Annotated in this window: 10 protein-coding genes; 1 reads left to right on the top strand and 9 read right to left on the bottom strand. The window is 34.0% G+C overall.

Features of this window, described 5'->3' with window-relative positions; translation table 11 throughout:
- Nucleotides 1–272 precede the first annotated feature (272 nt).
- The 8 genes from B3C16_RS05310 to B3C16_RS05275 all read right to left on the bottom strand — a co-directional run bounded on the left by B3C16_RS05310 (nucleotide 273) and on the right by B3C16_RS05275 (nucleotide 11,338).
- Complete coding sequence (locus B3C16_RS05310) at nucleotides 273–3,155, bottom strand: HD domain-containing protein (protein ID WP_121314349.1); 2,883 nt, start codon at nucleotides 3,153–3,155, stop codon at nucleotides 273–275.
- 271 nt (nucleotides 3,156–3,426) lie between these two features.
- Nucleotides 3,427–3,837, bottom strand: coding sequence for a helix-turn-helix domain-containing protein (locus tag B3C16_RS05305; RefSeq protein ID WP_291129570.1), 411 nt, complete (start codon nucleotides 3,835–3,837; stop codon nucleotides 3,427–3,429).
- Nucleotides 3,838–4,234: 397 nt separating this feature from the next.
- Nucleotides 4,235–4,834, bottom strand: a complete 600-nt coding sequence (locus B3C16_RS05300) for a DUF6705 family protein (protein ID WP_121314348.1) — start codon at nucleotides 4,832–4,834, stop codon at nucleotides 4,235–4,237.
- Nucleotides 4,835–4,845: 11 nt separating this feature from the next.
- Nucleotides 4,846–6,234, bottom strand: a complete 1,389-nt coding sequence (locus tag B3C16_RS05295; RefSeq protein ID WP_147406872.1) for a hypothetical protein — start codon at nucleotides 6,232–6,234, stop codon at nucleotides 4,846–4,848.
- A 675-nt stretch (nucleotides 6,235–6,909) separates the two neighbouring features.
- A complete protein-coding gene (locus B3C16_RS05290; RefSeq protein ID WP_291129567.1) occupies nucleotides 6,910–7,035 on the bottom strand; it encodes a hypothetical protein in 126 nt (41 codons plus the stop codon).
- Between the two features lie 3 nt (nucleotides 7,036–7,038).
- Nucleotides 7,039–7,605, bottom strand: coding sequence for a hypothetical protein (locus B3C16_RS05285; protein ID WP_121314346.1), 567 nt, complete (start codon nucleotides 7,603–7,605; stop codon nucleotides 7,039–7,041).
- 3 nt (nucleotides 7,606–7,608) lie between these two features.
- Nucleotides 7,609–10,488, bottom strand: a complete 2,880-nt coding sequence (locus B3C16_RS05280; protein ID WP_121314345.1) for a class I SAM-dependent DNA methyltransferase — start codon at nucleotides 10,486–10,488, stop codon at nucleotides 7,609–7,611.
- A 217-nt stretch (nucleotides 10,489–10,705) separates the two neighbouring features.
- The gene (locus B3C16_RS05275) at nucleotides 10,706–11,338 is read right to left on the bottom strand and encodes a hypothetical protein (protein WP_121314344.1); all 633 of its coding nucleotides are present in this window, start codon (nucleotides 11,336–11,338) and stop codon (nucleotides 10,706–10,708) included.
- Nucleotides 11,339–12,011: 673 nt separating this feature from the next.
- On the opposite strand from B3C16_RS05275, the gene B3C16_RS05270 reads away from it, so the two are divergent.
- Nucleotides 12,012–15,569 (top strand): T9SS type A sorting domain-containing protein, encoded by a 3,558-nt coding sequence (locus B3C16_RS05270; RefSeq protein WP_291129562.1) that lies wholly within the window; start codon nucleotides 12,012–12,014, stop codon nucleotides 15,567–15,569.
- Nucleotides 15,570–15,810: 241 nt separating this feature from the next.
- Here B3C16_RS05270 and B3C16_RS05265 read toward each other — a convergent pair whose 3' ends face one another.
- Nucleotides 15,811–16,485, bottom strand: coding sequence for a hypothetical protein (locus B3C16_RS05265; RefSeq protein ID WP_291129560.1), 675 nt, complete (start codon nucleotides 16,483–16,485; stop codon nucleotides 15,811–15,813).

Genomic DNA, 16,485 nt, shown 5'->3' with positions numbered 1-16,485 from the left:
CCTCATCAGAACTGTTTAGGTTCTATGAGATCCTTTCTTTCATAAAGATATAAATGTTTTGTTTACATTTGTATTATAATAAACGCAGGAACGGAAAATTAACGTTCCGTTCCTGCTACAAGTTGTATGAGGGCGCGGACGGGAAACTGTTCAAGCCCTCTACCTTTTTAAAGGTTTGATGTTTTTTAGGCACGGATTGTAAATCCTCGCTGTCGGGCAACTTACCGAAAAACTAGCCATGAGTTTTAACATATGTTATCTGGGTGATTATACTAATTTAGTTCTTCAATTTTAAATTCTTTAATAAATTCTTCGTAACTATTTTTTATCTCAATTAATTTTGTTTTACTATCATATCTATTTTTATAAACCCATTCATAAAGTTTGTCGTTTAATACAATTTCTAGATTAGTAATGTCATTTTCACCTTCACATGAAATAAATGGAGAAAGCATCTTTGGATAGGGTAAATTAATATTATAATCAAATACATATTGATATACATAACTTTCATTTGCATTATCATTTAATCTTAATTTGAGGTATTTTTCTGTACATGGAATAATACTTCTTGACGAATAAAAACTTGTTTTGGTTTTGATTAAAATCTTTTTTATTTCGGATTCATTTACAGAACTTTTTTGTTTCTTTTTTGAAAAATAAATTTCTTTTAAACTAGTTTCAACATTTTCAATTTTTACTATTGAAGACATAACTTCACTTATTTTATGTAAAAGAAAAGTAGTATAATCATACGCAGGTCTTGTTCCTCTAAAGTTGATGATAAGTTCTTTTCCTTTTAATTCATAAAGATCACCGTATTTTAAATAATCTCTATTGTCATAAACTAATTTTACTGTCTCAATACTATTAAGAAGTTTATACATTTCAATACTTTTGTCTGCAACAGCTATTTTTAGTTTCTGCCATTGATTAAATTTTTTAATGTCGAAATGTCCTAAAAAATTATAATAATTATGGTAATAATTTAAAAACATACTTCCAATACTTCTGGACTCTTCATCCTGAAATATTTCAAAAAAGTTTTCAATAATTACTTTGAAGGCACTTGTGAAAAGTTGTTCTCTTAATTTGTGATTGTATTCAGGTTTAATCTTATTTCGATTTAAGGTTAAAACCTCTGAGGCTTTGTGTTTGTGAATATTTAATTCAAAACCTAAAAACATTGTATTAAGACTATTGTCCGCTTTTTGATTTTTATAATAAGTGACAACTCTCCAACCATTTTCTTTTTTACCATGATGGATATTTAATTCCAATGAATTTTCTTCATCAAAATATTTGAATTTATTTTTATTGCTATGTGTATCAATTTCAGTTTTATTAAGATGCAACTTAATTGGAATATAGCTTTTTAATGAGAAATCAAATATTTCGTCGAATATTTTTCCTAATTCTATATCTAAAGATTCATGTGAGAAAGGATCATAATTATGAGCAATTCTGCTAGCATTTTTATGTTCACTTTTTATTGACCAACTATCTGGGATTGCCTTAGTTTTATGATTAAATGATAGTTTTGTACTAGGCTTTATTTTATGACTTGTTTTTTTCTTTTGTACTAGAATCCCTCCATCTTTAATGGAGTTTGGACTATTAAGTTCTATAATTTGAAATTCTTCATTAAAAAAACTTTTAGTTTCTATGTTTACTTGCTCTGTAAGCATAAATATACTTTGAAAACCAATTCCAAAAGTTCCAGAAGGACGAAGCCATATTGGCATTGTATCAATAATATTTAATTTTTTACGATTTTTTGATGAACTTCCTGTATTCATCAAATAGTTTAAATCGTATGTTGATAAACCGATTCCTTTATCAGTAATACTGAATTCCCAAATTTTATTATCACCAATTACTTCCTTTTCGTTTATTTCTACATTAATTGCAAATTGTTTTGTAATTTTATTGAAATCAATCGTATTTGGAGATACTAAATCCAATTCATCTTTATACTCCAGCCAAATTCTCAATAATGATGCATCAACAGCATTTTGTAAAATTTCTCGAATACATTGATAAGCACCTTCGTAAATACCAGCGCCTTGTAATAATTCCAGCGCTTTATCAGTATCTACTGAAAATTTTGGTTTCTTTTTACCATCAATATAATCATAATTTAAAAGTTCTACCTTTAAATTCCCAATGGTAGGTAAATAACCGAATTCTTTAAAAGGAACAATTTTGTTCCAATTAATCATTTGTTGAGTTATTTCAGAATTTAAATAATTGAACCAATGTTGAGTAATATTTGCAGTGTCATAATCAAAACATTTAGCTTCAACTTCAATTATTTCATTATCAACTCTAAATGATTCTATTGAAAGGTGTTTTGCTTTATGATTTAATGTGTCTATAGGTATTTTACTTAATGTTCTTAACATCACCTCAGAAAACCTATTGTTATCCAAGTCTAATAAATCACCAATCCTTAAGAGACAAGAAATGAATCTTGGATGTGAATCTTCAATATCAATCCCAACTTCACAAAAAGGCAATTTCATTACATCATCAAAGTTTTTTGTATGACTTGAACATATGTCAGCCAATATTTTAAAAATTCTTTGTGGAATTACACCTCTTGGTGATGATAATTGTAACTCATCTTTAGGATTAATTATAATATCTTTTGATCTGTCTGAATGTTTTCTTCTAAAGTACTCAGCAAGGATAAATTTAATGCCATCGTGAAATTCAAGGTTTAATTCACTTGAGTTGTATTTTATTTTTCTTTCTTCAATTTTGAATTGATTTGCAAAATCATTTAAACCATTCTTTTTATCCTGTTGAATTTCAATAAAAAAATCTATAAAATCACTAGAGCCTAAAGCTTCTATGAGTTTTTCGCTAGATACCACCATACCAATGTCGTGACTATAACTAGCTTCTAAAATCAACCAAATATCAATAGCGGAAAGGTTCTCTATTTTTTCCTTGCCTAATACTCTAACTATGTTGTTAATTATTGTAATTGAATGCGATTCGTCATGAAGACTGTAATGTGGAAACAAATTAGAAACAGCATTTAACGCAGTAGGTATTACTTTTTTATCATAATTCCATTGAGCAAATAAAATTTCGCTTTGAGTTCCTTCGGTTTTCTGATAAAGTAATTTTTCTAAATATTTAATCATTTTATTTTTGTCTATATGTTGTTGAATATTCTATACGTCAAAATCATTTCAGCTATCTAATTTATATGTTGTATTATTTTATCATACATCTATTCCTAATTTAGACTTGTAAGAATTAATAGCAACATACTTTTTGAGTAAAGCATTGTATGTAAAAATATTACAAATTTTTAATGTTTGTGATTTTTGAGGTTGTAATTATCAACAACTTAGCTAACAAAAAAGCCTCTCTTTCGAAAGGCTTTTGCAAACGTAAACTATAATTATGGGTTTATTTATTAAGCAACTTTTCTAAGTAGCTTACTTTGTCTTTTTCGACTTGTAATAACCGTTCATAAAGTTTTTCTTTTTCATCATAAAGTTCTATCACTTTATCTAAAGGATTAAAGGTACAGCCATAATTAATGGCTGATGAATTATCTTTAAAGTCTGAGAATGTATTGTTAATGATATTTATCAATGATTCTTCTGTAAAATTTTTAATGGCTTCTGCACTAACTCCTAAAGCTTCTGCAATTTGTTTTAGCTTTTCTTCATCAACAGTTTCGCTGTTTTCAATGGTAGAAATAGTTTGCTGGCTCACACCTATAGCCATCGCCAATACTTCTTGTTTCATTTGACGGAGTTCGCGGATGCGGCTGATGTTGCGACCAATGTGTTTGGGTTTAGTTGCTGTATTCATAGTCTAAATATATACAATCGATGTTGTTTTCTCGTTTGGTTAAGTACTAATCACGGTAGTATTTTACTGTTGTCCTATTAGTGTCTTTTGGTTTTGGCAATAGCTTTAAACAAAAATAACCCTTTTTCTCGCAAGTCAAACTTCTAACACTAAAAATCCTCAAAAAGCACTATTGATTTCACGAATTAAAAACTTTATAATTAACTATGTTAAACACTTTTTCCTAAGTGGGCTAGCAGTTAGTTTGCTTGTTGGTTGCGCCATAGTGCTACCGGCGGTTGTGGTTTTTGTTTAGAGGGTTATTTTTTATTGATGTTTTTTGCGTGTCTACTTATGATGTTGATGACATAGTGTTTAAAAATTTAAGGTGTTCTTGATTTTATTTTTTCGAATGATATTATTGCTTTATTAAAATAAAAGTTTGGCTAGGTATTGTTGGTTGTTGTATTTCTGAATCATTTATATCCCTAGCTTTTATTCCTTCCCATTCAACTGTAACTTCAATAGCTTGTTGACCTTGAATTATTGTTTTTCTAACATATAAAATACCTTGATTATTGGTTGAGTCTTCAACTATTCCTAATTTTAATGCTTTTTCATTTGATAAACATTCGTTACATCCGGGGTTTCCAAAACCTATAACTGAGTTTCCATCTATGCTGTATTTCCATCCGTTTGAATAATTAGTATTTAAATTAGAAAGTGTATTTGATTTTTCTACTCCGTTTTCAACATACTGGTATTCACCTATAAGTAAATCTTCATAGAATCTGTTATTTGCTGGCGTAGACATTACTTTCTTTTGAAATATAATTTTTAGAGAGGTTAATCCATCTGTATAAAAATAAGTTCCCTCAAATGTGTTCAATAAGTTTTGCGTATCTTTATAATAAGCTCCTGTTATTTGATCTCCGGTTTGCTGCGCAATGTCAATTACTTGAGCTTTACAGCTAGTTACGATTATGAATACGTATAATATTTTGACTATATTTTTCATGATTATATTTTTTAATTACAAGGTGTGTGTTTTACATTTAATTGATTTCCAGTTCCAAGATTACCTGTTGATTCTAGCTCTAATTTTTGCCAATTTGATAAATCGTCGTTGTCAGTTTTATATAAAGATATGCCAAACGCACCAAATTGTTGAAGAAAGCATTTTTCTAGCGTAGGTAAATTATTATCATATTTTTGACCTATTTTTTTATTTAGCCTATCTAGTATGTCTATTTCGGGGAGACCTGCATAATCTGCGTCATTCATTTTTGTAAATACTTGATTATTTAAACTATCAATATTATCAACTTTTATAGCATATTTATGTACTACCCCAGTATAATTATCTTTACAAACTAGTATTAATACAACATCTGATTTCCTACCCAGTGACGCACCATTATAGGCTTTCATTAAAACTCTGACATCGCTAAATGAAAACATATCATGACCTTTTTCAGTATGATTATGTGCGCCACCAATGTATTCATCACCGTAAGGTATTGGCACAGTTGATTCTAACCCAGTGTTTATTAGTGTGTTGGTGTAAATATTTTCATCATCCTCAGAGGTTGGATTTGGATTCGAGTTTCTTTTAAAACTTATAGCGAATTCTTTATTAGAATTTGGAGAGGTTACCTTTTGTGTTAGGGAATCAATTAACGGTTTTATATTTCCTCTCTGCGGATTTGCAAGATTTTTTAATGAAGTGCATGGTTCTGTTAATGGACTTCCGCCGCCTCCGCTTGGACCATTGTTTGCTAAAAACAAGTCTTGTATTGCATATAATCCGACTGCTAGGCTTGGATCATCACAAGGATTAATTATAGGGGTGGTACACAAAAGACATTGATCACAGAATGTGGCAGTACAACTCCCTGTTCGAGTACAGTGATAAATGGTACTAAAACAAAGCATAGTTGGGGTAAAATTTACTTGGTTACTATCATAGATTTTAGTTAAACTTTCATAATCATAATAATCTATAATTGCTTCGTTTTTTTCTAGAATGTATATGCTAAACTCCCAAACATCATTTTCTTTACTATAAACTAAATTATATAGCTCATTTGGGTCGGGTATTTCAATTACAGGCACAATTTTAAAGGTGTATTTTTCATTTAAGTTCGGGTCTATGTATTTCATTACTAATGTGGTGTCTATAATGTAATAGCTTTGAATTTCTTCAAACTTAGCTTGAGAATTAGTTAGGTTATTTTTTAATTTAATTTGTTTTTTGAAATTTTTAATTTGTGTTTCAGAAAGAAATTCCCTGAATGTCACACTACTTTTCCCTTCTTTTTTAAGATGATTTTCATAAATCTCTTTTTCGCAACTTGATATAATGCACAAAATACAAATCATTGAAGGAATTAAGATTTTTCTAAATATGTTTTTCATAATTTTAACATGTTAATTTTAGCTTTTTTGGAAGATTGTTTCTTTTGACAGTGAGAGCTATTACGTCTTGTAGTGGCTTTCTCTTTTTAGTTTTTTTATTTCATGTTTACATATTAAAGTTTCTTCCTTTTACTGGGAAGTAAAACGATACTATTTGTACTATAATGGCTAGATATAAGAATAACGCACACCAAAAAAGTGTCTAGTTATTTATTTCTTAAGACTTGGAGTGGTATTTGTCTTAATAAAATTAATTGAAATTTGTTAATTCAAATATAATAGAAAAATGTTACCAATCACATGGTTAGCAATGTTTTTTTTACAATCGTAGTGAAGGTTACCTATAACGTGCCGCAGATTGCTACAGTTGCGAATTGTGGAACAGATTATTTACTGTTAAAGATAAAGTTTTTTAGCGAAGAAAAAACGTCAAGGTAACTAAGCAACTTAGCTATTGCGAGAAACGGCTGTTGACAGTAGTGTTTATTTTTTTACTTTAAAATTACTAATTCGAATTTGTTTGATTTTCCAAGCCCAGCTTTCTTGTGTTGTTATGGTACTAATGTATTCAATCCAATCTTGATGCTTAATACATAATAGGACACCATAGTTATTAGAAGAATAATTAACTACCTTGTACGATAAGTGTTGACCACATTCAATACACTTCGACATTTATTTTTTCTTTGTTATGCCTTGAGACGGAGTAACTTTGGGTTTTAAAGCATTTGAAGGAGTTTGAATTGTACGACCTGCTTTTACTTCAACATGTTTCATTTCTTTTTTTGAATTCTTTTCCATTTTTTATTTTTTTGGATTTGTAGAGGGTTTACTTTGAGGAGGATTATTTATTGGCCTTCCTTTTTCTTCTGTTAATGGTTTTGGTGTTTGTGGTTTTGGAGTAGGTTTGTCATTATTCATATTAGATACATTTAAAATTACAAATACAATTATAAAAGTTATTCCGCCTATTAAACTTCCTATTGAAAATAGATTTATCTGATTTACTATTTTAATTCTTTTACCAACGTTATTTAAAACGTTATCGTAATCTTCATTATCAATTTCATTAATTGTTTTTTGAGAATAGTCAATTGAGATATAATGAGAAATTAAATTTGATACCAAAGTTAAAACTAATAATATCCAGCCAATTATAATTAATGCTATGTATTCAGCAATTTTAATATCAACTATCTTATCAAAAAAAGCTATTGTAATAGCTAAACCACCACTTGCGATAATATTAATATATTTTTCAAAATCATCCTGACTTTTAGATTTAGTTTCATAAACAGAATTTCTAAATGCATTCCATTCATTTTTTAATCTTTTGTTTTCTTTTTTTTGAATTTTATCTTCTTTCCCCATAAACTAATTCTTTTTCCCTTTCTTCTCCTTACTAAACAAATCCGCAGTATACTTTTCATATAATTCAAACAGAAACTCCATGCGCTTGGCTTCGCTGGTAAAGGCTTGTTTGCTATAAGCGGTATCAACCGCTTTGTCTAACTCATTGTGGGCTTTGACTAGGGCAGGCGGCATAGTTAATGGGTCATATAAATCAGCCAATGAACTATTTGGAAAAGCCGCGCGAGCATCAAGTACAGCTTGTGCTTTTTCTTCTATGGCTTTGACTTGTTTGTCTGTAGGGTTTTCCGGCCATGGGTAGTTGTTGTAGACTATAGAGCTTGAATATCTATAATCACTCTTTAATCTACCACAAATATTTTTAATCCAACTAATATGCATTAGAGATGTTAATACTCCGAAATGAAAAAGAGTTGCATTTGGTATAATATATAGTTGGTTTGAAGCAATAATATTTGGTTCTAAAAATCCTATAGGAATATATTTCCTATTAACTGAAGATACAGTTGGAAAAGCTAAATAATTTGAATTCGGTTGTCTTATTTCAGCAAATACTGTTGGTGTTTCTGAAAGTTTCTTTGTAGTGACTCTGTCACTATTTGCCCTCCATTTTTTGACAGCATTGACTCTTTCGATTATCTTAGAGTTTTCTCTAATTTTATTTGGATTAACATTAAAGAGCCATAAACAATATCTCTTTTCAGAGTGTAGTAACTCTCTTCCTCCTATGAATGGTTTAATAAGGGTTTCTGAATTTTTATTTTCTGCAATTATTTCTTGACGGTCTTTCTCTGATAAAGTATATTTACCATCATCTAAAGCAAAACTCCCATAATTTATTTCTGGAACAACACAAATTGGATTCCTTTTGGAATCAATAAAGATATCTTTTGCTTCAACTAAATAGGGATTTATGTTTTTTACTTTAATTGCATGAGATTCACCTTTGATATCTTCATATTCATATATTGTTTTGTTTTTAGTGTCAAAATTGGCAAAACCAACAATTACACAATGAACAGCTGCATTTCCTTTGGCTTCATTGCTCCAACTAAATGTTCTATGAGCAAAATGTATTTTAACACGGTAGTAATTTAATAACAAATTCCATAAAATATTTACTTGCTCACCTTGGGTTATTGAGTTTGTTGAAACAAAAGCAACTTTGGTTTTTGTATTATGAATTAACTGAGCAGCTTTTACATACCAACAAGAAACATAATCCATTAGACCTGTTCCTTTAATTCCTTTAAAAATAATTTCTACATCATTTTTTTGACTTGCATTTTGTTCTTTTTTACCAATAAAAGGTGGATTACCAACGATATAATCAAATGAACATTTACCACTATTAGAGTTTTGCAACGAATGAACTGGATTTACGTTTACTGTTTTTGAATAAATGTTTAATACATCATAGGTTTCAATAGGTTCATTTACATTATAAATATTGGTAACATTAGCTTTAATGTTAAAATGTGTTGCATCATCTAAATTATTCCAATCAATTCTTAGCGCATTACCATGCACAATCTTAGCGGCTTTTTTTAACGGCAGTCGTACAAAGTATTGCCCAAACTCATTGCTTATCATCATGTTCATTTGATGGTCAATGAGCCACATGGCTACTTCGGCAATACGAGCAGGGAATTCTTCATACTCTATGCCATACATCATATCGACATCGAGATACATAATCTCGCGAACGTCTAAAACGCCTTGCCCTGATTTGTAGGTAGCGCGGAGGATTTCAAGTTCTAGCAAACGCAATTCTCTATAGGTAATTACTAAGAAATTTCCACAACCACAAGCCGGGTCAAGGAACTTTAAAGTGCTAATGCGTTTGTGAAACTCGGCTAGTTTGTTTTTGTTGGTTTTAATGCTTTTAAACTCTGTCCAAAGGTCATCAAGAAACAAAGGTTTGATGAGTTTTAATATGTTGGTCTCGCTGGTGTAATGCGCACCCAAGTTTCGGCGCTCTTTAGGGTTCATTACACTTTGAAACATAGATCCAAAGATGGCAGGCGATATTTTACTCCAATCAATATAGCAACAGTCAAGCAAAGCTTGTCGCATCTTAGTATCAAAACTGGCTGAGGGCAATACCTCTTCAAACAGTTTGCCATTCACATAAGGAAACTCATTGAGTTGCTCATCAAGATTTTTAAATCGTTTGTCAATAGGAGTGTTGAGTACTTGAAAGAGTTCTTGTATGCGGGCGGCAAGGTCTGAACCATCATCGGCAGTTCGTTGTTCTATATAATCTTGAAATTGTTGCTTGTTGAATATGGTGGTGTCTTCGGCAAAAAGACAAAAAAGAATTCGGACTAAGTACACTTCTAGCGGATGACCGTCATAACCTATTTCTTCTAATCGGTCATGGAGTTTGCCCATCAGCTCCGCCGCTTTGATATTGGCAGGGTCTTGTTCTTTGTAAACTTTCTTTTGGTAACCAAGTAAGTAACCAAAGCTTTGCACGTTTAGGTAAAGGTCAGCGAGTTTGAACTCGGTTGTTTTTTGTTCTTCGGTGTCATACAAGCGGAAAATATCAAAATCGCAAACCAAGATGTACTTAGGAAGTTCGTTTTGTTTTAGTCCGTGGGTATAATCTTTGGCTTGTATAAAAGCTTTGTCAAGGTTTTTGCCGCGGCTCTTCATTTCCACTAAAATGGTGCCTTTCCATAGCAGGTCAATATAACCATCGGCATCAGAAATTTTTTTGACACGGTGTTCAAATGTTCCTATTTTTTTTCGGGTAATACCAAAGACATCAAAGAACGCATCTAAAAAAGGTTTTGCATCTGCTTCTTCATTAGCAGTGTCAGCCCATTCTTTAGAAAATTTAATCGCTCGGTCTTTTATCTCATTCCAACTTAATGCCATAGTTTTATTTTGTAATCTCTCAAACTTACAAAATTAGTCAAGGGCAAACAATCCTCAAGAGTAGTGGTTTTTAGTTAAGTTATTAACATAAAATTCTTATGAAAAGGCCTTTGACCCTTCGTTGGGCTCAGGACAGGCGAGCTTAGGGTGACAGTGGAAGCAAAAGCATAATGTTAGCAGCTGTCGTGCTTTTCTGATAATGCACAACTTAAAGTTTCTATGAGATGCTTGCGGCTTTGAAAATGGCAAATAACACAAGAATAATTAAAAACCAAAATACGCTCGAAAAGAATACCACATATTGAGATTGAACTACTTCTTTTACTTGAGAACCTTCTGCAACTATTTTCTTATTACCAGTACAAAAACGCATCATGGCTCCAAAGAGTTTTTCAGGCCATAGTAATAGAGCATAAGCCAAGCGGCTTGAGTAAAACAAAAACCATGTAAAACGGTTCGAATTCTTGGTGAGCACTATTTCTTTATGGAGTACTTTCTGTTTATAGGAATTCAGGGTTTCTTTTTTGATTCCTTCCGTGATTACAGAGGTTGACCTAACGCGCATGAACATAACAATTATTCCCATGGATAAATAATCTTTCCATACTCCCGCTAGTTCAATTGACAACCAACCAAGTAAAAAATCAAACATAGGATGAAGAATAGCTCGAAATACCAAAAGAAGCTCTCTGAACCAAACAGGAATAAGAGACCAAGGTTGTTTGAGAAAAGCAAATATAATAGAATCCAGAACATTAACCATTCCGAAAGCCCCAATTATAGAACCTAGAATAATATATGAGGGTTGTTTGATGATGGGCTTGATAAACCCATTAAGTATCTCTTCCATAAACTACTATTTTATAATGTTATTTACAACTTTTCTACATTCTTGTGAGTTGTTAGGATTAGGTTATTGTTAGGTCGGACATCAATAGTTTAAAATTGCCTGTTTGTTTAAATCTAAATATTCAAAGTTAGCAATGTCCTCTACTGTAGCTGATGATGTACCTATATATATGATAACTAAATAGATGCTTAAGAGCTATATTTTCTTACTCAAATATATATAAAGCGTGCAAAACCACTACAAAACCAAACCCACAAGCAGACCAAAGGAAAAAAAAGCCGATAAAAGGTAAAATACTCCCATTCCAAACCGTTAAATACCTAATATCCTGCGCTTGCCAAAGGAGTGCGCGCTTGTCAAAACAGTCCGCACGCTTGTCAAAGTCCTTCGCGTGCTTGTCAAACCCGTCCGCGCACTTGTCAAAGTCTTTCGCGTGCCTAACAGAAGCGTCCGCGCACTTAACAAAAGCATCCGCGCGCTTGTCAAAACCTATATCCTGCGCTTGCACAAGGGCCGCGCACCTGAGTAAGGCGTCCGCGCGCCTATGTAACGTCATATCCTAACCTTACCAATGGCGTTCTCGCTCAAGCGAACCCTTAAATCCCAAATCCTAAATTAGCACTTGCTACTGATTGATAATTGTTTAAGTTTGTAAATCTTTAAAAAGAACGCCATGAAATTAAAAATTACCTTCTCATTAATACTATTCTCTGCTCTATTGGCAAAGGCTCAAGTCGGGTTTGTCGAAAATGTGGTTATAGACCCTTCGCGCTATGTGCAATCGCCTAATGGGGTAGCCTCTGCCGATTTTGATGGCGATGGCGACCAAGATGTCTTGGCCTCGTCATACTTTGGCAATCGATTAGTATGGTTAGAAAATCTTGATGGTACCGGTCATGAAGTAACGCTGCGGTCTATTTCAACGACCATTCAGGCGCCTTGGGGCGTTTGTGCCGCCGATATTGATGATGATGGCGATATAGACGTGGTGGCTGCTTCCCTAGGAGGCAATAACGTGGTGTGGTATGAAAACACCGATGGCAACGGTACGTTTGTAATGAAACAGGCTTTGTTTGCCACATTGGTCAACAAAGTGATGGCGGCAGATATCGACAATGATGGCGATTTAGATTTGGTGTGGTCCTCTGCCAGCGATAGTAAGTTAAGATGGTTGAAAAACAGCGATGGCTTAGGAACTTTTAGCTCAACCGTAAATGTGGATGCCAATGCTTCCGGTGTTCCGGGTTTTTATCTGGCCGACCTTGATGGCGATGGCGCCAAGGATATAGTGTCTTCTTACGCATCATCATCGGGTTCTCACGGTGTTTCATGGTATAAAAACAACAATAATGGTTTGGGAACCTTTAGCACTCGCATAGTAATATCGACAGCAGTAAACTATGTTACTTCGGTATATGCCGGTGATTTAGATGGTGATGGCGATATGGATGTAGTATCGGCATCAGCCACTGATGATAAAATTGCGTGGTATGAAAACTTAGACGGCCTAGGTACTTTTGGGGCACAACAAGTGTTGTCTGTCACCGCTGATGGCGCTATGGTAGTTCGCATAGCGGATGCAGATGGTGATGGAGATAAGGATGTGATTTTTGGGTCTAATGACGATAAAACCATCGGTTGGTTCAAGAATGTAGATGGCACGGGCAATTTCAGTAGTGAAATCTTCATTGGGCCAAATTCCGGAGACATACGTGATATTTATTTTGCTGATATGGATGGCGATGGCGATTTAGATTTTCTGACAGCAACCAATACGGACAACAACATTACGTTGTATAAAAATACTGATGGCACAGGCGCTTTCGCTCCTGATATCCTAACCAAGCACATTGATGGTGGTCGTATTGTCGTGGCTGAAGACATTGATGGCGATGGCGATAAGGACATTGTAGCGGCATCCTATTGGGATGATAAAATATCATGGTTCAAAAACTTAGATGGTCAAGGTAATTTTCATAATTCGCAAACCATTATATCTACTACGATTAATGGCGCGACTTCGGTGTTTGTTGGTGACGTTGATGGTGATGGGTTTAAGGATGTGTTGGCTACGGCTTATTTAGATAATGCGGTGGTGTGGTATAAAAACACGGATGGATTGGGCACCTTTGCCGCGCCACAATTTATTGATACGAACTTGTATAATTCCTCTAGGGTGTACCTTTCAGATATTGACAGTGATGGCGATATGGATGTGTTTGCGTTGGGAACCACCCGAATTGCATGGTACAAGAACCTTGGGCTAGGGAGCTTTGGTCCGCAACAAACGATAGACAACATTGCTAATTTCACCATGTATGATATCGATTTTGGTGATTTGGATGGCGATGGTGATTTAGATATTTCCGTAGCGGGAAGCTATGGCATGATGCGTTTTCTGAACCTCAATGGTCAGGGAACCTTTGGTACCAGACAACTTATTGAGACCAGTAACTATAAAGCCTACTCAACTAAAATAGCCGACTTTGATGGCGATGGCGATAAGGATTTGGTATACATTGGGGATATTGGTCAAACCTCTTCCAACTCTTATTTGGGTTGGTCTAAAAATTTGAATGGTTTAGGAAGCTTTGGTCCAATTCAAATCATAAGCACGCTTTTTTCTTATCCTAAAAGTGTCATTGTGGGCGATTTTGATAATGATGGTGATATAGATATAGCTTCTTCCTCTGCCGGCAATAACTATTTGATAGCGTTGTATGAGAATACAGACGGTCAAGGAGCTTTTGCCAACACACAACAGATTATTTCGCAAACAATCATCAGCCCGAACAACTTATATGCTGCTGATATTGATAACAATAACACCCTCGATATTGTCTCTATCTCTGAAGTGGATAAGATTTCATGGCATAAGAATTTAGGCGTACTGCCTGCGAATAGTATTAGTGGTTCCGTGCGTTTTGATTTGCTAAACGATGGTTGCGACGGAACCGATCCGTTATTGAGTGGCATTTTAGTAGTTGCTACAGACAACACAACGACCAACGCTACGTTTACGCAGGAAAACGGACAGTTTCAGATTTATACGACCGGAGTAGGGAGTGTAACCACAAGAGTTGCCTCTGAAGCTGATTATTACACCCCAAGTCCGGCCACTTTTGTGTCTAACTTCACTGGGTTGGGCAACAATGACGTAGTCAATTTTTGTGTAGAACCTATTGGTGATATCGATGATTTAGCGGTGAGTTTTTATCCTATCACCCGAACAAGACCGGGATTTGATACTAACTATCGTATAGTCTATAGAAATGCAGGTCTGACGCTCTTGAGTGGTTCTGTTGTTTTTGAGTTTGATGGTACGAAATTAAGCTTCCTCAATGCAAGCGAAACAGTATCTTCTCAAACCTCTAACAGTTTGACCTTTAATTTTACCGGTATTTATCCTTTTGAATACAGAATCATCGACTTGTATTTTAATGTCTTTGCGCCACCTACGACCAATATTGGTGATGTATTAACCATCACCGCAACCATAAACCCGATAACAGGAGACAATACTGAAAACGACAATGTATTTTCCGGTAAAATAACCGCAGAAGGTGCCTATGACCCTAATGATATTACTTGTGTTGAAGGTGACCAAGTGCTGATAGAAGATGCCGATGAATACTTGCACTACCTGATCCGTTTTCAAAACACCGGTACTGCCGAGGCAGTTAATGTTCGTGTAGACCATGTTTTGGATAGCAAACTAGATTGGACCACGATGCAATTGGAAAGCTTGAGCCATGACGGTAACGTTACCATTCGTAACGGTAGCGAGGTAAGTTTTGTGTTTAACAACATTAATTTACCCGACAGCACTAATGATGAACCCAACTCTCATGGCTTTGTCGCTTTTAAAATTAAACCAAAGAATAATGTAGTCTTGGGTGATGTTATCAACGCGACTGCGGGTATTTATTTTGATTTTAATCCTCCTATTATTACCAATACCGCCTCGACTGAATTTGTTCAAACGTTGTCTGTGGTAGATTTTGATGCTAATAAGGTGTCTGTTTATCCTAATCCAACGAATGGCGTTTTGAATATTGTTTCTGAGGTTTCTATTGCGACCATTGATCTTTATAATCACTTGGGGCAATTGGTGCTTTCGGTTAAAGACGCTACCAGAATTGATGTTTCTTCTTTGAATCAGGGTGTTTATCTAATGACTTTGAAGGATGTCTCAGGAGCAACGTTTACCAAAATGATTGTTAAGAAGTAGTAGCGATTAAGTTTTATTGTATTTTCAACTTGCATAAGCTTAATTGAGGACTGATTTTCTGCACATATTTATATTACCAACAAAGGGAAAGATAAGCCCATTATAAACCCTGAAAATATCTTTTTCGCACTTTTCAAAACCATCTGCGTGCCAAGAGAAACCTTATCTTAAGATGAAGGCATGGTTTTTATGTATACCGTTCAAAAAAATTGAAAGCGGTTGTTGGTGATGCGTTTTATGGTTATTGTTTTTTGAAAACAAATTCTATTCCTTGTAGATTCATGGTGAAGGAAGCGTTTGCTGGGTTGAATTTAAGTGAGGTGTTTGACACTTCAATGATGTATTCGTCTTTTCGGACAAACTTTAGGGGTTGTTTTTCTGATTTGGGCCCTGTTTTGTTTAAAAGTTCTGTGAATAAAGTATTGCCTTGTTTTGTGATTTCAACTTGCAGGGCATACATGGGGTCTGAGTTGTAAATACCGACGTATTTGTTCAGATTGTCATTGATGGCTTGTATTTCTGCTTGTAAAGTAGCTTTGTCTTGTGGGTATTGTTGGAGTTTTTGATTGATGGTGTAAACTTCGCGGTATCGGTCATCGAGCCCTTCGCTCTCCATGGCTTTTAGATAGGCACTCGCATTTTTACGTAGAGACGTGAGTAAGGTAAATTGATCTTGTTTTTCGTAAAGTTTTGAAGGCTCAAATAGTTTGTCTTGAGATACAATTCGAAGGTATAATGATTTAGCGGTAATTGAACCATATAGTTTATCAAACTCGTCGAGATGTTTAATAGTAGTTGTATAGTTTTGATTGTTAAAGGCTGTTTCAGCTTCTTCAAATTTAAGGTCGGCCATGGCGTTTTGCGCCAAAGTGATTTGGGCAGTAAGCAGGAGTAGTGTTATAAATAGTTTTTTCAT

This window comes from Flavobacterium sp. UBA7682, assembly GCF_002482945.1.
In the GTDB taxonomy this organism is placed as follows: Bacteria; Bacteroidota; Bacteroidia; order Flavobacteriales; family Flavobacteriaceae; genus Flavobacterium.
Note: the sequence above shows the minus strand (reverse complement) of the source record. Positions and strands in the feature narration are given on the sequence as shown.